General features: G+C 68.3%; 17 protein-coding genes. 12 read left to right on the top strand and 5 right to left on the bottom strand.

The features are described from left to right. Positions 1-253: 253 nt before the first annotated feature. On the bottom strand, positions 254-1,927 hold the full coding sequence (locus WS64_RS32005; RefSeq protein WP_060968934.1) for a phospholipase C: 1,674 nt from the start codon (positions 1,925-1,927) through the stop codon (positions 254-256). A gap of 401 nt (positions 1,928-2,328) precedes the next feature. Here WS64_RS32005 and WS64_RS32000 point away from each other — a divergent pair, with 401 nt between their 5' ends. After that, on the top strand, positions 2,329-3,186 hold the full coding sequence (locus tag WS64_RS32000) for an EamA family transporter (protein WP_059574438.1): 858 nt from the start codon (positions 2,329-2,331) through the stop codon (positions 3,184-3,186). Between the two features lie 27 nt (positions 3,187-3,213). Here the strand turns inward: WS64_RS32000 and WS64_RS31995 are convergent, their stop codons facing one another. After that, on the bottom strand, positions 3,214-3,687 hold the full coding sequence (locus WS64_RS31995; protein WP_059574437.1) for an Lrp/AsnC family transcriptional regulator: 474 nt from the start codon (positions 3,685-3,687) through the stop codon (positions 3,214-3,216). A gap of 321 nt (positions 3,688-4,008) precedes the next feature. On the opposite strand from WS64_RS31995, the gene WS64_RS31990 reads away from it, so the two are divergent. From WS64_RS31990 to WS64_RS31965, 6 genes are all read left to right on the top strand, one after another. Continuing rightward, positions 4,009-5,394 carry an amino acid permease gene (locus WS64_RS31990; RefSeq protein ID WP_060968933.1) on the top strand — a complete coding sequence of 462 codons (1,386 nt, stop codon included), beginning with the start codon at positions 4,009-4,011 and terminating at the stop codon, positions 5,392-5,394. 46 nt (positions 5,395-5,440) lie between these two features. Further along, on the top strand, positions 5,441-6,643 hold the full coding sequence (locus tag WS64_RS31985; RefSeq protein WP_059574435.1) for an amino acid aminotransferase: 1,203 nt from the start codon (positions 5,441-5,443) through the stop codon (positions 6,641-6,643). A gap of 167 nt (positions 6,644-6,810) precedes the next feature. After that, entirely contained in the window at positions 6,811-7,209 is a 399-nt protein-coding gene (locus WS64_RS31980) for a DUF488 domain-containing protein (RefSeq protein ID WP_059574665.1), read from the top strand. Between the two features lie 118 nt (positions 7,210-7,327). Further along, on the top strand, positions 7,328-7,618 hold the full coding sequence (locus WS64_RS31975) for a DUF1488 family protein (RefSeq protein ID WP_059574434.1): 291 nt from the start codon (positions 7,328-7,330) through the stop codon (positions 7,616-7,618). A 16-nt stretch (positions 7,619-7,634) separates the two neighbouring features. Next, positions 7,635-7,874: a hypothetical protein gene (locus WS64_RS31970; RefSeq protein WP_006479066.1), complete on the top strand. Its 240-nt coding sequence runs from the start codon at positions 7,635-7,637 to the stop codon at positions 7,872-7,874. Between the two features lie 152 nt (positions 7,875-8,026). Further along, entirely contained in the window at positions 8,027-8,368 is a 342-nt protein-coding gene (locus WS64_RS31965; RefSeq protein WP_059574433.1) for a hypothetical protein, read from the top strand. A gap of 28 nt (positions 8,369-8,396) precedes the next feature. Here WS64_RS31965 and WS64_RS31960 read toward each other — a convergent pair whose 3' ends face one another. The 3 genes from WS64_RS31960 to lhpI form a co-directional block, all read right to left on the bottom strand. Next, complete coding sequence (locus WS64_RS31960) at positions 8,397-9,176, bottom strand: helix-turn-helix domain-containing protein (protein WP_059574432.1); 780 nt, start codon at positions 9,174-9,176, stop codon at positions 8,397-8,399. Between the two features lie 16 nt (positions 9,177-9,192). Beyond that, positions 9,193-9,597 carry a response regulator transcription factor gene (locus WS64_RS31955; protein ID WP_060968932.1) on the bottom strand — a complete coding sequence of 135 codons (405 nt, stop codon included), beginning with the start codon at positions 9,595-9,597 and terminating at the stop codon, positions 9,193-9,195. A 170-nt stretch (positions 9,598-9,767) separates the two neighbouring features. Next, entirely contained in the window at positions 9,768-10,703 is a 936-nt protein-coding gene (gene lhpI, locus WS64_RS31950) for a bifunctional Delta(1)-pyrroline-2-carboxylate/Delta(1)-piperideine-2-carboxylate reductase (RefSeq protein ID WP_060968931.1), read from the bottom strand. Between the two features lie 262 nt (positions 10,704-10,965). On the opposite strand from lhpI, the gene WS64_RS31945 reads away from it, so the two are divergent. The 5 genes from WS64_RS31945 to WS64_RS31925 all read left to right on the top strand — a co-directional run bounded on the left by WS64_RS31945 (position 10,966) and on the right by WS64_RS31925 (position 17,765). Next, entirely contained in the window at positions 10,966-11,703 is a 738-nt protein-coding gene (locus WS64_RS31945; RefSeq protein WP_059639451.1) for a FadR/GntR family transcriptional regulator, read from the top strand. Between the two features lie 127 nt (positions 11,704-11,830). Then, positions 11,831-12,952, top strand: coding sequence for a branched-chain amino acid ABC transporter substrate-binding protein (locus WS64_RS31940; RefSeq protein ID WP_060968930.1), 1,122 nt, complete (start codon positions 11,831-11,833; stop codon positions 12,950-12,952). 58 nt (positions 12,953-13,010) lie between these two features. After that, positions 13,011-14,018 (top strand): trans-3-hydroxy-L-proline dehydratase, encoded by a 1,008-nt coding sequence (gene lhpH, locus WS64_RS31935; protein ID WP_059639453.1) that lies wholly within the window; start codon positions 13,011-13,013, stop codon positions 14,016-14,018. Between the two features lie 197 nt (positions 14,019-14,215). After that, the gene (locus WS64_RS31930) at positions 14,216-16,807 is read left to right on the top strand and encodes a penicillin-binding protein 1A (protein ID WP_060968929.1); all 2,592 of its coding nucleotides are present in this window, start codon (positions 14,216-14,218) and stop codon (positions 16,805-16,807) included. A gap of 79 nt (positions 16,808-16,886) precedes the next feature. Continuing rightward, a complete protein-coding gene (locus WS64_RS31925; RefSeq protein WP_060968928.1) occupies positions 16,887-17,765 on the top strand; it encodes a PilZ domain-containing protein in 879 nt (292 codons plus the stop codon). Positions 17,766-17,937: the final 172 nt, after the last annotated feature.

Raw genomic sequence — 17,937 nt, 5'->3', positions numbered from 1 at the left:
CCGCGGTTCGCCGCCGTATCGCGCGGGGAAAATCGGAAAACGCATACCGAGCACGGCCGCGCCGAGCACGAACGCCGCGCGGCGCAGCAGGCGGGAAGGGGCGCGCGGCGCGGGCGTGCCGGACGCATCGGGAGACGGAAACGCGGGGCGAGCTGTCATGCTGTCGGTCGAAAATCGGGCGCCGCACGAGGCGGCGCGTTAAATGGAAACGGCCGGCGCGCGATGCGCCGGCCATGCGTTCAGGCCGTACCGGTCAGATCGCCGGGGCCGTGCTCAGCACGGTGCCGAGCGTCGGGTCGAGATACAGCGGCGTCGTGTCCGGCTTCGACGTGAAGTCGAACAGGTTGCGCAGGTCGCCGGCCGTCGCGTCGAACGAGCCGCCGCCGATCCGCTGGCCGCCGAGCCAGTTGTCCTCGATGAAGCGCACGATGGACGCCTGGTCGAGCATCGTGTGGTCGACGTAGTTCTGCTTCGCGTACGGCGAGATCACGACCAGCGGAATGCGCACGCCCGGGCCGCAGCGGCCGTTCACGGTCGCGCCGTTCACGCCGGTGGTGCCGCCCGTGCCGCACTTGCCGGCGCCGTTGAGCTGGTCGACCGGGTCCGACGATGCGTGCGTCGGCGCCGTGTACACGTGGTCGTACCAGCCGTCCGAGTCGTCATAGGTGACGATCACGGCCGTGTTCTGCCAGTCCGGCTGCTGCTGCAGGAAGTTGACGACCTTCGTCACGAACGCCTGCTCGTCGAGCGGATCCGAATACCCCGCGTGCCCGTCCTGCGCGGCCGGCGCCTTCAGGTAGCTCACCGACGGGAAGTTGCCGGCCTTCACGGCGGCGAAGAAGTCGTCCGTGTCGTACTGGTGGTTCGCCGGTTCGGGCGTCTTGCCGTCGGTCTCGACGCTCGACCCGATCGCCGCGATCGAGCTGGGGCGCGTGTGTTGCGGGTTCGCGGTCGACGCGTAGTACTGGAACCAGTTGTGATGCGGGATGTAGTCGGCCGTCGCGGCGTTCACGGCGGTGGCGACCGTGCTGCGCGCGCAGCCCGTCGTGCCGTTGCCGTTCGTCGTCGACAGGTTGAAGCCGCCCATGAAGCCGCCCCACGTGATCTTCGCGGCGTTCAGCAGGTCGCCGATGTTCTTGCCGGTCATCATCGCCTGGTCGGTCGTGCTCGAACACACGTCGAAGCCCGGGTCGACGTCGTTGATCATCGTGAGGCCGCCCTGGCCGTCGTTGATGTAGTACGAGGTCGCGGCGAGCGTCGACGGCTGCTTCGACGTCTTGACGATCTGCATCCCGTTGGTCTGGCCCGACACGACGTTCAGTGCGCCCGGCGTCGACGGGCCGTAGACCGTCGTGTAAGTGTTGTCGCTCATCGCGAAGCGCTGTGCGTAGTTCCACAACGCGGTCACCGTGTTGCCGTCGAAATAGCCCATCACCTGGCCTTTCGTGCCGAACGCGCCGGCGCCGCCGGACGAGCCCTTGCCCGTGTACTTCGGGAACAGGTCTGCAAGACCGTTGTCCTCGGCCTGCTGTTCGGCCGTGTACGCGTGGTTCTGGTCGGCGGTCGCGGCCTGCGTGCGGTCGAGGCGGAACGGGTTCGCCGCGTCGGCGCCGTTGGCCGTGTTCGTGAAGTTCGGGTTCGCGGTGAGCAGCGTGCCCGTCAGGCCGTTCGGCGTCGGCGTGCCGGGTTTCGCGGTGAACGCCGGTTCGCCCGACGGGTTCGTCGCGTTCGGATAGGTGCCGAAGTAATGGTCGAACGAGATGTTTTCGCCGTAGATCACGACGACGTGCTTGATCGGCGTGGCGGTCTGCAGCGCATCCTGCGACGACACGGCGGCCGTCGGCGTGGAATCGTCGCTGCCGCCGCAGGCGAACAGCGCAAGCGTGGCGCCGGCGCAGGCGGTGACGAGCAAGGCTTGACGGAACATCGGGAAACTCCAGGGTAAGGCCTTCGATGGTGGAGAACGGCCCCGTCGCCGTGTCGGTTCGGCGCGGAGCTCGTGAGGAAGCACGCGCATTGGAACAGCCGCGTATGAAAATATGGGGACGGAGTGTTTTCGCGACGGTTGCGCCGCGGTATCGGTTTCATTACGGCCCGGCGCGATGCGAAAGAGAACGGAAAGGGGCGGACCGTCCGCACCCTCCACGTCACACGTCGCCGCATGCCGGTCGCTTGCGACGCCAGCGTTGCCGGGCGGGCGACGGGGAGCCGCCGGCGGGATCCTCGGCAGGGCGTCGCGCGTCGCTTTTTTGACAATACGGTGACGCGTTCATACGATGAACGCCTGCCGTGCACCGTGCGGCTTCCGACCGTCAGGGAGTATTGAGCGTGCCGATCCCCGTTCTGTTTGCCGTTCTGTGCGCGGCGTTCCTGCACGCATCATGGAATGCGCTCGTGCGCAGCAGCGGCGACCGGCTGCGCTCGGCCACGGTGCTGCAGATCGCGATCGGGCTGTTCGCGCTGCTGTTCCTGCCGGCCGCCGCGCCGATCACGCCGGCGAGCTGGCTCTGCGTCGTCGCGTCGGCCGTGATCCACGTCGTCTATACGCTGCTGCTCGTCCGTGCTTACGAGCACGGCGACCTGAGCGTCGCGTACCCGGTCGCGCGCGGCACCGCGCCGCTGCTGGTCACGCTCGGCGCGGCGGCGTTCGCGGGCGAGCGCCTGAACGTCGGCGCGCAATGCGGGCTCGTGCTGATCTGCGCGGGCATCATGGCGATCGGGCTGGAGCGCGGGCGCGGCGCGAAACACCGGATGATGCAGGTGCTGCCGACCGCGTTCGCGACCGGCGTGTCGATCGCGGCGTACAGCGTGGTCGACGGGATCGGCGTGCGCGAGAGCGGCAGTACGGTCGGCTATACCGCGTGGATGTTCGTGCTGACAGGCGCGATGATGGCCGCGTACTACCGGCTGCGGGCGGGGCCGCTGCGGCTGACGCAGGATGTCGGCGAAACCGCGAAGGCGGCCTGCGGCGGCGTGTTCGCGGCGCTCGCGTACGGCATCGTGATCTGGGCGATGGATCGCGCGCCGATGGGGCCGGTGTCGGCGCTGCGGGAAACGAGCGTGGTGTTCGCGGCGCTGATCGCGCGCGTGTATCTCGGCGAGCGGCTGACGCCGCGCCGGGCGGCAGGGTGCCTCGTGATTGCTTGCGGCGCGCTGCTGATCAGTGCGTTCGAAGCGGTGCGGTGAACGCGCCGGCGCAGCGCTTCGGGCGCGTCAACCTTCCACCGGCATCGCGCTCGTGCACTTGATCTCGTCGAGACACACGCTCGAATGCACGCCGCTCACGCCGGGAATGCGCATCAGCGTTTCGAGCAAGAACGTCGACAGCCCCTTCAGGTCGTGCGCGACGACCTTCAGCACGTAGTCGATATCGCCCGTGACCGAGAAACATTCCTGGATCTGCGCGAGATCCGACACGAGTTTCTGAAACTTCGACAGATCGCGGATATGCCCGCGCTCCATCGTCACGTGCACGAACGCGGTGACGCCGAACCCGAGCGTATCGGGGCACAGCCGGGTTTCATAACGGCGGATCGCGCCGATTTCCTCCAGCCGCCGATGGCGCCGCAAGGTCTGCGCGGGCGACAGCCCGACGGCCTTCGCCAGGTCGAGGTTCGACGCACGGCCGTTCTCCTGCAACACCGACAGCAAGTGGCGATCGATGCGGTCGAGAAGCGGTTCAGGCATTTTTGTTTCCTCCTCTGTCTCCTGGGCGCAATTTTATCTCATAATGTAGGGTTTGCATGAGCGGGTTACGCAACCCGATTTCGCCGTCGCGACGCTAAACTGACGCCGGATTTTCGTGTTCGGCCGCGGCAATGCGGCATGGGCGGCGAGTCGGCGGCCGGTCTGGCCGGTCCACCGACGCGAATCGGGTGCTGCCCGCGCGAAAATTGCAGTCCCCAACCCGGCGTCCCCACGAACGGCCGCCGGCACAGCAAAAACAGCGCCCGGCACACCGAGGCGCGCCGCACCGCTTCCGGCGGAGGCGGGAAGAATGGAGAAGACATGGTTTCTGGAAACGAGAGCGCTGGCCTCAAGCGCGGGCTGAAGAACCGGCACATCCAGCTGATCGCGCTCGGTGGCGCGCTCGGCACGGGGCTGTTCCTCGGCATCGCGCAGACGATCAAGATGGCCGGCCCGTCCGTGCTGCTCGGCTACGCGGTGGCCGGCATCGTCGCGTTTTTCATCATGCGCCAGCTCGGCGAGATGGTCGTCGACGAGCCCGTCGCCGGCTCGTTCAGCTATTTCGCCGACAAATACGTCGGCCACTTCACCGGTTTCCTGTCCGGCTGGAACTACTGGGTGCTGTACATCCTCGTCAGCATGGCCGAGCTGTCGGCCGTCGGAATCTACGTGCAGTACTGGTGGCCCGGCGTGCCGACCTGGGTGTCGGCGCTGGTGTTCTTCGTCGCGATCAACCTGCTGAACCTGGCGAGCGTGAAGTCGTACGGCGAGACGGAATTCTGGTTCTCGATCATCAAGGTCGCCGCGATCGTCGGGATGATCGGCTTCGGCGGCTGGCTGCTCGCGAGCGGACAAGCGGGGCCCGAAGCGAGCATCGCGAACCTGTGGCGGCACGGCGGTTTCTTCCCGAACGGCGTATCGGGGCTCGTGATGTCGATGGCCGCGATCATGTTCTCGTTCGGCGGGCTGGAACTGATCGGCATCACCGCGGCCGAGGCGGACGATCCGAAGCACAGCATTCCGCGCGCGACCAACCAGGTGATCTACCGGATCCTGATTTTCTACATCGGCGCGCTCGCCGTGCTGCTGTCGCTGTATCCGTGGGAAAAGGTCGTCACCGGCGGCAGCCCGTTCGTGCTGATCTTCCATGCGCTGAGCAGCAACGTGGTCGCGAACGTGCTGAACGTCGTCGTGCTGACGGCCGCGCTGTCGGTCTACAACAGCGGCGTGTACAGCAACAGCCGGATGCTGTTCGGCCTCGCGAAGCAGGGCAACGCGCCGAAGGTGCTGTGCTCGGTGAACAAGCGCGGCATTCCGCTCGCCGCGCTCGGCGCGTCGGCGCTCGCGACCGGCGTGTGCGTGCTGGTCAACTACTTCATGCCGGGCAAGGCGTTCGAGGTGCTGATGGGCCTCGTCGTGTCGGCGCTGATCATCAACTGGGCGATGATCACGCTGATCCACCTGAAGTTCCGCCAGGCCAAGCGTGCTGCCGGGGAACAGACATCCTTCCGCAGTGTGGGCTATCCTTTCACGAATTACCTGTGCCTGGCATTCATGGCCGGCATTCTCGTCGTGATGTACCTGACGCCGGATCTCCGCCTGTCGGTGTACCTGATCCCGGTATGGCTCGCGGTGCTCGCGATCGGGTATCGCTTCCGTCAGAAGAATGCGGGCTTGGCGGTGCACGACGGCGTCTCCGCACGCTGACGCAGGCCACGACCGACCATTGTTCCAAACGAGACCGACTCAAGCCATGTTCGAACACATCGACGCGTACCCGGGCGACCCGATCCTGACGCTCAACGAGAATTTCCAGCAAGATCCGCGCGACCGGAAGGTCAACCTGAGCATCGGGATCTATTTCGACGCCGAAGGCCGGATCCCGGTGATGGGCGCCGTGCGCGAAGCCGAAACCGCGCTGCAGCGCGACAGCGGCCCGAAGCCGTACCTGCCGATGGTCGGCCTGGCCGCGTATCGCGACGCCGTGCAATCGCTCGTGTTCGGCGCCGATCACCCGGCCCGCGCGGCCGGCCGCATCGCGACGCTGCAGACGCTCGGCGGCTCGGGCGCGCTGAAGGTCGGCGCCGATTTCCTGAAGCGCTATTTCCCCGATTCGCAGGTGTGGCTGAGCGATCCGAGCTGGGAAAACCACCGCTTCATCTTCGAGCGCGCCGGCTTCACGGTGAATACGTACCCGTACTACGACGAAGCGACGGGCGGCCTGAAGTTCGACGCGATGCTCGCGGCGATCGACGCGCTGCCGGCGCGCAGCATCGTGCTGCTGCACGCGTGCTGCCATAACCCGACCGGCGTCGATCTCGACGAAGGCCAGTGGGAGAAGCTGATCGACGTGATCGAGGCGCGCGGCCTGCTGCCGTTCGTCGACATGGCGTACCAGGGCTTCGGCGCGGGCCTCGATGCGGACGCGTTCGCGGTGCGCGAGCTGGCCCGCCGCGGCGTGCCGACGCTCGTCGCGAACTCGTTCTCGAAGAACTTCTCGCTGTACGGCGAGCGCGTGGGTGGCCTGAGCGTCGTCTGCGAGGACGCGGCCGCCGCCGACCGCGTGCTCGGCCAACTGGCCGGGGCCGTGCGCTCGAACTACAGCAACCCGCAGACCTACGGCGCGAAGGTCGTCGCGGCCGTGCTCGGCACGCCGGCGCTGCGCAAGCAGTGGGAAGAGGAACTGTCGGCGATGTGCCGCCGCATCGCGCGGATGCGCCAGTCGATCCACGACGGCCTGCGCGACCACGTGAGCGGCGAGGCACTCACGCGCTACGTGAAACAGCGCGGGATGTTCACGTACACGGGCCTGACCGAGTCGCAGGTCGACGCGCTGCGCGAGGTGCACGGCGTGTACATCCTGCGCTCGGGCCGGATGTGCGTGGCGGGCCTGAACGACTCGAACGTCGGCATCGTCGCGGACGCGATCGGCAAGGTGCTGAAGAGCGGCGTCTGAACGCGGCGCGCCTCGGCGCGTCACGATGAAGAACCGGCTGTGTCCCGTCGCGGGAGCAGCCGGTTTTTCGTTGGGCGGCCGTCATGTGCGATGCCCGGCTGACGCGCGGGCGGGCGCGGCGGTACGATCACGGGATCGCATGCACGACCGAGGAGCAGAGAAACGACATGGGCATCCGGATCATCCAGCTGGGCACGCCGCGCGCGGCCGGCGAAGGCCTGCGGATCGGCACGGTGCGGCGGCCGCCGCGCGGCGTGCCGAAGGCGGAATTCGCGTCGCGCAACTACTATGATGTATGGTTGCCGACGCTGTCGCCGAGCCCCGAACTCGTCGCGCAGGCGCAGGCCGCCGAAACCGACGCCGAATGGAAGGCGTTCAAGCGCCACTTCCGCGCGGAGATGGCGCACGGCGATCCGGCGAAGGTGCTGGACCTGCTGGCCGCGCTGTCGGCGACCACCGCGTTCTCGATCGGGTGCTACTGCGACGACGAAAACCATTGCCACCGCAGCGTGCTGCGCGAATTGCTCGCGGAGCGCGGCGCGACGATCGAGCCCGACGCGGGCTGAAGCGGGCGGAGGCGGCGTCGCGCGGCGGCGCGATCGTGCGGTGCGGCGAACCGGTTGACGTGGGTCAAGCGCGCGGCCGCGCGCGCCACTATGCTCTCGTCATGGAGCCATCACGACGATGACAGACCGACAGATGCACATTGCTTTCCCGTCCGAACCGCCGGAATACTGCGCGCGCGACCTGGTCGTCGCGTTTTCGGCGCTGGTCGACGGGCGTTGCGTCCAGTGCGCGGTCACGGCCGAGGCGCTGGAGGACCATTTCGGCGCGCGCTCGCTGCTCGAGCGCGATCTGCTGAGCGCATTCGACGCGCACCGCCCGGCCATCGAGGCGATGGCACGACGCATGCTCGAGGAAATCGGCGGCCGGCCGGTGCTGCTGCACAGCGGGCACTTCCGGCTCGAAGGCTGATACCGCAGGAGGGCGCATGACACTGCAGGGCAACATTCACGAACGCGACTGGTCGGTCGAAGTGGAGACGCGCCCGTGCGAATCGGGCGAGTTCCGCTGCCGCGTGTCGGTCGAGCACGGCGCCGGCGCCGCGCGGTTTCATCATACCTTCGAGCACAGCCACGCGTATCCGACGGAGCGCGAAGCGATGATCGAAGGGCTGCGGGCCGGCATGACGTGGATCGAGATGAAGGCGTCGCAGACCTTCAACGTATGAACGGTCCCGCGCCAGCCAGGCGCGGGCAGACTATCGGCCGGCCGCGATCGAACCATGCGCGCCGCGCCACGGGAAACACGTGCCCCCGCACGGCGATGCGGACGGCACTTGCAAGGCGGTCGACGAGCGGCGGCCCCGTCAGGAGACACGACATGGGCGTGGGCATGCAGATCGCCTGCCTGGGATTCACGGGTTCGGCGGCGGTCGAGGCCGAAGCCGGCGCGCAACTGGTGAGGCTCGAACGGTTTCGCGCATTGATCGACGGCTGCCACCTCGCGATCGAATTGCGCACGGCGGCCGATGGCGAGCGCGTGTACGACGTACGGGTCGACCTGGTGATGCACGACGCGGCGCTCAGGCCTTTGCCGCTGCCGCCATGCGTCGGCGCCGATGTGGACGATGCGCTGCGTCGCGCGTTCGCGCAGGCCGAGCACGCGCTGATCGCGTGGCAGCGGGGCGCCGCCACGGCGGCGCTGCGCGACACCATGCAGTGACGCCGCGCCGGCGATCCGGCGCCCTGCGTCAGACCCGCGCGAGCGCTTGCGCGTCGATGATGCGCACGCGCTTGCCGCGCGTTTCGACGAGCGCTTCGCGATGGAACCGCGAGAACATCCGGCTGACGGTTTCGAGCTTCATCCCGAGATAGCAGCCGATTTCCTCGCGCGTCATCCGCAGGTTGAATTCGGTCGCCGAATAGCCGCGCGCCTCGAACCGCGACGACAGGTTCAGCAGGAAATGCGCGACGCGCTGCTCGGCCGACATCGTGCCGAGCAGCAGCATCTGGCTCGATTCGCGGACGATCTCGCTGCTCAGCATCTGGTAGAGAAAGTGCTGCATCGGCTTCATCTCGCGGCACGCGGCTTCGAGCGCGCCGAACGGGATGATGCACACCACGCTGTCCTCCAGCGCGATCGCGTCGCAGCAATGCTGGCCGCCGCCGATGCCGTCCATCCCCAGCGTTTCGCCGGCGATCTGGAAGCCGGTCACGTGCTCGCGGCCGTCGCGATGCATCATCACCGTCTTGAACGAACCCGCGCGCACCGCGTAGATGCTCTGGAACGGATCGTCGGTGCGAAACAGCGCGTCGCCCTGGCGGACCTGCCGCGTCGTGCAGATGATCGCGTCGAGGCGGCCGTATTCGGCGGGCGTCAGGTGCGGCGGCAGGCACATCGAGCGCATCGCGCAGGCCGAGCAGCGGGCGGCCGGATGTTTGGCGGCGTCGGCGCGCGCGGCCGGGCGCAGCGGGATCGTTGGCCGGGGTACGACGGACACGTCGGCGGCGAAGGCGGTGGCGGTGGACATGAGTCGCTCCGGCTCGTCAGGTGCGGCGCACGCGAGCGTGCACCAGGGATTCGATCACACGGCATGCGGCGTCGAATTCGACGGTCTTGTCGAAGAAGTAGTCGGCTCCCGCCGTCGCGCATGCCTCTCTGAATGCCGGTGCCGAGTGGTTCGTCAGCACGATCGTGACGATGCGCGGCGCGGCTTTCGACAGCATCCCGATCAGGTCGAGACCGCTGCCGTCCGCGAGCCGTACGTCGACGATCACCACGTCCGCGCCACTGCTGAGGATATGCGTCCACGCGTCCTGGCCGTCTTCCGCTTCGCCCACGACCGCGACGCCGCGGATCGCGCCGACGAGCAGCGCGATCCGCTGGCGAACGGCGACCGCATGATCGACGAGAAACACCCTGAGCAAGGCGGGCGACAGGCTGGCATTCATGCCGGCAGTATCGTGTTGCGCCGCCGAAATTGAAATCGGCCGAATTGGAAGTTCGTGTAGGCCGCTTCGACGCGGTGTAGGGCGTTTCCTACACCGCGTACGGGAAATCGCCGGTATGAATCCCGACGAGGCGATGCCGCGCGAGCGAGGCGAACGATTGCGCGGCCGGGTCAGCCGGCGCCGCGTGCGGCCAGTGCGTCGCGCGCGGTGCGGCATGCGGCCAGGTCCCACGCGGCGCAGCCGACGCTCTTGAACAGCAGCGGGCCGCCGCGGGCGAAGGTGCCGTTCAGCACGTCGGCGAGCGATGCGACGTGCCGCCAGTCGACTTGCGCGACGATCAGGTCGCCGGCTTCGTGGCGCGCGCCGGCCGGATCGTCGACGACGAGCCGGCTGCCCCGTACCGTGCTCGCGTCGATCTCGGCGGCATCCGCGGTGAACGCGCCGACGCCGACCACGAGCCGGCCTTCGCGCGCGGCTTCGCGGTAGACGGGCGTGCGGCTCGTCGTCAGCGTGACGACCACGTCGATCGCGTCGGGAATCGCGTCGCCGTCGAGCGGCGCGAGGTGCGGCGCATGCGCGCGGTGGGCCGCGCAGAACGCGGCCGCGCTGTCCGCGCGCGTGCCGCGCACGTGAAGGTGCGCGTCCGGAAAGATCGCTGCGAGCGCTTCCGCGTGATTGGCGGCCTGCTTGCCGGTGCCGATCAGCAGGATCTCGCGCGGCGCGGCGCCGTGCAGCGCGTGGATGCCGAGCGCGGTGATCGCCGCCGTGCGGCGGCCGGTGACGGTCGGGCCGTCGAGCGCGAAGCGCATTTCCCCGGTGGCGGCATCGTACGCGGTGACCTGGCCGAGGATCGTCGGCAACCCGCGCGCCCCGTTGCCGGGGCACACGTTCACGAGCTTGTGGCTCGCCAGGTCGTGAGCACTCGACGGCATCGACAGCATCACGCCGCCGCCTTGTAGCGGCACGACCAGGCGTTCGGGGCTGACGATCTCGCCTGCCGCATACTCGACGACCGCTTGCCTGAGCGTGGCGAGCAGCGCCGGGTAGTCGAGCAGCGCGGCCGTGTCGGCCGCATCGAAAACGGGAATCGGAGAAAGGGCGGTCATCGTGTACGTCGGGGGCGTCGGTGAGTGTGGCCGGCGGACGCATGCCGCGCCCGCCGCGGGTCTGCCGGATACCGTGACACAGGGCAGTGGATCGAATCTATACCACTTGCTGGCGCGCCCGCAACCCAGAAAATAAAGCGCGTCGTGGATTTTGGTTCTAATATCTGGCCAGAAGGCTCGCCGGTGCCGCGCTGCCCGCCCGCTCCGGTATAGTGCGAACCCATTCCAGATCCCACGCCCGCGAACGGGCAGGAGCCATACGATGATGTCCGCGCGCCCCGACTCACTCGAAGGCGGTTTCAGGCCGCTGCAGATCTACGAGCAGGTAGCCGAAAAGATCCGCGACGAGATTCGCGCCGGGCGCTACGCGGCCGAATCGCGGCTGCCGTCCGAGCGCGAGCTCGCGGCGCTGTTCCAGGTCGGCCGGCCGGCGGTGCGCGAAGCGCTCGGCGCGCTGCAGAACGAAGGTCTCGTCTTCACGAAGCGCAATTCGGGCACCTACGTCGTCGCGGCGCCGCTCGACGTGCTCGCGCGGCACGGCGACGCGCACACCGCGCTCGAGGCCGATTTCAGCCCGACGTCGACGCTCGACGTGCGGCTGATCCTGGAGCCCGCGATCGCGCGCCTCGCGGCCGCCCATGGCCGCGCCGACGCCGGCGCCGAGCGCTATCTCGCGCAGATGGAAACCATCACCGACATCGACGATCCGCACCAGCGCGCGCTGTGGAACGAGAGCGACCGGTTGTTCCACCGGCAGCTCGCGCTGATGACGGGCGACGCGCTGATCGTGAAGATCGCGGACGAGGTCGCGAAGACGATGGACCAGCCGCTGTGGAAGCGGCTGAAGGACGACGGCATCTACGACGCGGGCCGGATCCGGCTCTACGTGTCCGAACACCGGCTGATCTACGAGGCGATCGTGTCCGGCGATGCCGATGCGGCTGCGTTCTATGTCGAACAGCACATCCGCCGCGTGCGGCGCGACATCGCGCCGAAATGACCGATCTGCGCGCGAATCCATTTTGGTCTTCAATATGACCAAAACGCCGACGGTTATTTTGAAATTGCTTGCGATGTGACCACGCGTGTCCTACATTGGTTTCACACAAAACCAATCAGGAGACATCATGCGACACGTCGTGACCGCGCTTTCGGTGGCCGTCGCCGCTGGCGCGCTGACTTCCGCGCATGCGCAGGAGGTCGTGATGATCGGCCATTCGGCGCCGCTCACGGGCCCGCAGGCCGCCAACGGCAAGGACAATGAAAACGGCGCGCGGCTCGCCGTCGACGAGCTCAACCAGGCCGGCGTGAAGGTCGGCGGCAAGGCCGTCACGTTCAAACTGGTTTCCGAAGACGACCAGGCCGATCCGAAGGCCGGCGTGCAGGTCGCGCAGAACCTCGTCGACAAGGGCGTCGTCGCGGTGCTCGGGCCGTACAACTCGGGCGTCGCGATCCCCGCGTCGCGCGTGTATTCGAACGCCGGCGTGCCGATCCTGCCGGTCGCGTCGAACCCGGCGCTGACGAAGCAGGGCTTCAGGAACATCTTCCGGATCGGCGCGAGCGACGAGCAGCTCGGCGGCACGATGGCCACGTTCGCCGCGAAGACGCTGAACGCGAAAACCGCCGCCGTGATCGACGATCGCACCGCGTACGGGCAGGGCGTCGCCGAACAGTTCATGAACGTCGCGAAGGCGAACGGCATCAAGATCGTCGACCAGGAATACACGAATTCGTCGGCCACCGATTTCCTCGGCATTCTCACCAAGATCAAGGCCGCCAACCCCGACGTGATCTTCCTCGGCGGCTATGCGGCGCAGGGCGCGCCGATGGCCAGGCAGATGAAGCAGCGCGGCTTGCGGGCGAAGCTGCTCGGCGGCGACGGCATCTGCTCGGCCGACATGGGCAAGGTCGCGGGCGAGGCCGCATCGATCGTCTACTGCGCGCAGGGCGGCGTCGCGCTCGAGAAGACGCCGGCCGGGCGCGCATTCCTGAAGAAGTACCACGACACCTATCACACCGATACGCAGGTCTACGGCGTCAACTACTACGACGGCGTGAAGCTTCTTGCCGACGCGATGGTCAAGGCCGGCACGACCACCGACAAGGCGAAGCTGACCGCGCAGCTCGCGAAGTCGAACTACGCGGGCGTCGCCGGCACCTATTCGTTCGACGCGAACGGCGACCTGAAAGGCGCGCCGACCACCGTCTACGTGATCCGCAACGGCCTGCCGGAACCGTACGCGAAGTAATCCCGTCACCGGACGGCGGCCCGGCCGCCGTCCTTCGTTTCAACGCATCCAATTCGTCATGAAGATTTCCCGATCCCTTTCCACCGTCGAAGTGCATACCGGCGGCGAAGCGTTTCGCATCGTCACGAGCGGGCTGCCTAGGCTGCCCGGCGCGACGATCGTCCAGCGCCGCGCATGGCTCAAGGCGCATGCCGACGAAATCCGCCGCGCGCTGATGTTCGAACCGCGCGGCCATGCCGACATGTACGGCGGCTATCTGACCGAGCCCGTTTCGCCGAATGCCGATTTCGGCGTGATCTTCGTGCACAACGAGGGTTACAGCGACCATTGCGGACACGGCGTGATCGCACTGTCGACGGCGGCCGTCGAGCTTGGCTGGGTGCAGCGCACGGTGCCGGAGACGCGGGTCGGCATCGACGCGCCGTGCGGCTTCATCGAGGCGTTCGTCCAGTGGGACGGCGAGCATGCGGGGCCCGTGCGCTTCGTCAACGTGCCGTCGTTCATCTGGCAACGCGACGTGTCGGTTCAGACGCCGTCGTTCGGCACCGTGACCGGCGATATCGCGTATGGCGGCGCGTTTTATTTCTATGTCGACGGCGCGCCGTTCGACCTGCCGGTGCGCGAGTCGGCCGTCGAAAAGCTGATTCGCTTCGGCGCGGAAGTGAAGGCGGCCGCGAACGCGAAGTATCCGGTCGTGCATCCGGAGATCCCGGAAATCAACCATATCTACGGCACGATCATCGCGAACGCGCCGCGCCACGCGGGTTCGACGCAGGCGAACTGCTGCGTGTTCGCGGATCGTGAAGTCGACCGCTCGCCGACCGGCTCCGGCACCGGCGGGCGCGTCGCGCAGCTCTACCAGCGCGGGCTGCTCGCGGCGGGCGACACGCTCGTCAACGAATCGATCGTCGGCACGGTTTTCAAGGGGCGCGTGCTGCGCGAAACGACGGTCGGCGGCCTCCCGGCCGTGATCCCGGAAGTGGAAGGCAGCGCGCATATCTGCGGGTTCGCGAACTGGATCGTCGACGAGCGCGATCCGCTCACGTACGGATTTCTCGTGCGCTGAGCCGGGGCGCCGGTCGCCCCCCGTTGCGTGTCCCCGTTACGCCCCCTTCGCGCGGCGTTCCGTTCGTCGTACCAGGTTTGGCGCGTCGTTCCGGTTGCCGGGCACGCGCCTTTCTTGCGTGAGCGCCGCCGCGACACCGCGGCGCGTGTGCCGGCGCAAGGCCGCCGCGGGGCGGCCGGCCGCGCGAGTTTGGTACGATGCAGCCTTTTCAGCAGAGCTCCACCCGCGTGAATCGCCGAAACGTGTCGTCAGTGCGTGCCTTGTGCGCCAGATGGGTCGCGCGCGCCCAACCCGTCGCAGCGGCCGCCGTCGCGCGCGTCAAGCCTCTCGCCACCACCGCGTGGCGCCATGTCCGCCACCCGACGCGCCGTGGCGTGCTGCTCTCGGCCGCCGCCGTGCCGGCGCTGTTCGCGCTGTACGTGGTCGCGCTCGTCCCGTTCACGCCGGGCATCGGCGACATCCGCAAGGCGCGCGTCGACCAGCCCGCGCAGGTGCTGTCCGCCGACGGCAAGCTGCTGGCCGAATTCAAGCCGTCGAACCGCGAATGGGTGCCGCTCAAGCAGATCTCGCCGCGCATGGTCGACGCGCTGATCGCGACCGAGGATCACCGCTTCTACGAACACCACGGACTCGACTGGAAGCGCACGGCGTCGGCCGCCCTCCATACGTTCTCGGGCAGCCGCCAGGGCGGCTCGACGATCACCCAGCAGCTCGCGCGCAACCTCTATCCGGACGAGATCGGCCGCGCGCCCACGCTCACGCGCAAGGTGAAGGAGGCGATCACCGCGCTGAAGATCGAGGCCGTCTACAGCAAGGACCAGATCCTCGAGACCTACCTGAACACGGTGCCGTTCCTGTACAACGCGTACGGCGTCGAGATGGCCGCGCGCACCTATTTCGACAAGTCGGCCGACGAGCTCGACGTGCTCGACAGCGCGACGCTCGTCGGGATGCTGAAAGGCAATAGCTACTACAACCCGGTGCTGAACCCCGAGCGCGCGCTGCAACGGCGCAACACGGTGCTCGGCCAGATGGTGAAGTACGGCAAGCTGTCGCCCGCGCAGTTCGCACAGTTGCAGCGCCGGCCGCTGCGCATCGACTTCGAGCGCCAGAAGGAGCCGCCGGGGCCGGCGCCGCATTTCACGCAGCAGTTGCGCAAATGGCTGATCGCGTGGGCCGACCGCAACGACTACAACATCTACTCGGACGGGCTGATCGTCCGTACGACGATCGACTCGCGGCTCCAGCAGATGGCGACGCAGGCGCTCACGCTGCAGGGCAATCAACTGCAGGGTATCGCGAACAACGCATGGAGCGGCCGCGACGGCTGCGGCACCGACAACGAGGTGTTCCGCACCTTCATGCGCGAATCGGCCGAGTACAAGGCCGCGCAGGACGCCGGCAAGGACGACGCGGCGGCGATGAAGCTGCTCGCGTCCGACCGCGGCTTCCTGCACGCGCTGTGCAAGGCGAAGACCGACGTGCAGGCCGGCTTCCTCGCGATCGACCCGCGTGACGGGCAGATTCGCGCGTGGGTCGGCAGCCGGGACTTCACCCGCGAGCCGTTCGACCACGTCGCGCAGGCGCGGCGTCAGCCGGGCTCGACGTTCAAGCCGTTCGTCTACGGCGCCGCGTTCGCGAGCGGGATGAAGCCGGACGATACGTTCATCGACCAGCCGGTCGAGATCCCGTTGAAGGGCGGCGAGATCTGGCGGCCGAACGACGACGTGCCGCCGTCGGGCAAGCCGATGACGCTGCGCGACGCGGTTGCGCTGTCGCGCAACCGGATCACCGCGCAGGTGATGGAGAAGGTCGGGCCGGGCGCCGTCGCGCGGCTGGCGCGCGACATGGGCGTGCGCGAAAGCCCGCTCGAACGCGTGCCGTCGCTCGCGCTCGGCACGAGCCCCGTCACGCTGAAGGAAATGGTCGCGTCGTACGCGACGATCGCGAACGGCGGGCTGTACGTCGAGCCGCAGATGGTCACGCGCATCGAGAACCGCCAGGGCGACGTGCTCGCCGAGTACGCACCGGCGCCGCCCGAGCGCGCGCTCGACGCCGAAACCGACAAGATGCTGCTCGACGTGATGCGCGACGTCGTGACGCGCGGCACGGGCGGCAGCATCCGCACGCGCTTCGGGGTGCGCGGCGACGTGGCCGGCAAGACCGGCACGACGCAGGACAATGCGGACGGCTGGTTCATCCTGATGCAGCCGGGCCTCGTCGCCGGCGCGTGGGTCGGGTTCGACGACGGCCGCGTGACGCTGCGCAGCGATTACTGGGGGCAGGGCGCGCACAGCGCGCTGCCGATCGTCGGCGATTTCTTCCAGCGCGCGCAGCGCGCCCGGATCGTCGATACGAAGACGAAATTCGATACCGAGCCGTCGCCGGGCTGGTTCGGCTCGCTGCGCGAGCGCGTGACCGACCTGTTCGACACGTGGTTCCCGCCCGAGCCGAAGAAGGCTTCCGCGCCGGTCAGGACGCCGCGCATCGAACGCCCGGCCGAGACCGACGAAGGGGCGGCGTCGGAAGCGTCGGCCGCGTCGGCGCCGGATGCCGCGTCCGGCGGCATCGTCGAGGAGTGGGTGCCGGCGTCGGAAGTAGCCGCGTCGGCCGCGGCGCTGTCGTCGGGCGCATCGCAGCCGCCGCAGCCTGCGCAGCCGCCGGCGGACGCGAGTACGACGAGCGGAAGCGGTGCCGGTGTCGGCGCCGCCCCTTCGGCCGTGCCGGCCCCATCGCCGATGCCGGAGCCGGCGCCCGCCGCGCCTGACTCGGCCGGCGCTTCGCAGTGACGAAGCCATTCAGATTCCGCGCGATGCTGCCGTAATCAAGTCGTCACGATAGCTCGCGCGGTCGCCCCGCGCTTCTCCGATGCGACTTTCCACTGACTATGTCGCGCTCGCGCGCGACGACCTTTCCGTGGGCGTCCCGCTCGGCTTCGACCTCTACGACGCCGACGGCGCCGCGCTGCTGCCGGCCGGCACGACGCTGGCCGACCCGGCGCAGCACGCTTTCCTGTTCGACCATTTCCGCCCCGTGCGCCGACGCGACGCCGCCGACACCGATCCATGCGCGTCCGCGGCGACGGGCGCCCCCGCCACGTGCATGGGCTTGTCGGCGGGCGCCGCGATCGGCATCCGCCGGCGGGTCGGCACGACGCGCGCGCTGCAGCGGTGCCGGCTGATCGGCGTCGGCGCGTCGGGGGCGCTGTTCGTCGAGCCGCAGCCCGCCACCGCGCTCGAGTTCGCGCGCGGCGACGACGTCGAAGCGGTGGCGGTCGGCCGCGCCGCGGTGTCCCGTTTCGGCGCGACGGTCGAATCGGTGCAGGCGTCGGGCGCGGCGCCATTCATGATCCTGTCGCCGCCCGGTTTCGTCGATCGGCTGCGCACGCGCGCCGAGCCGCGCGTGCCGGTGCGCATCGCGGCCTGCTGCCACGGCGCGGCGGACGAAGCGGAAAGCATCGGGGTGGTGCACGACCTCAGCCTGAGCGGTCTGTCGATCGCCGTCGGCCGGGCGATCGCGGCACCCGGCGAGCCGTTGTGCGTGATGCTGCCGTACGAAACCGGCGGCCGTGTCGAGCGGCTGGCGCTCGCTGGCACGGTGCGGGCCGTGCATGCCGACCCGGCGGTGCCGGCGCTGACGCTGCACCATGCGGCGTTCGACGACATCGACGCCGCCGACCTGATTCGCCTCAAGGCACTGCTGTTCGACACGCAGATGGCGTCGGCGGATATCGACCGCCTGCGCTGACGCCCGGCCGTCACCGTATCGCGGTATTCGGTGCACGAACGTCGATAATCGTCTGATGAATTAACCTATTCCCGTGCGATTGTACGGTTTCGGTCAACAGTGAATTTGCGATTTAAGTATTTACCCTGATAGTCGAGCCTCCTAGACTTTCACTCATGCGCAACGACTCCGA

Source organism: Burkholderia anthina, from assembly GCF_001547525.1.
Classification (GTDB): domain Bacteria; phylum Pseudomonadota; class Gammaproteobacteria; order Burkholderiales; family Burkholderiaceae; genus Burkholderia; species Burkholderia semiarida.
Note: the sequence above shows the minus strand (reverse complement) of the source record. Positions and strands in the feature narration are given on the sequence as shown.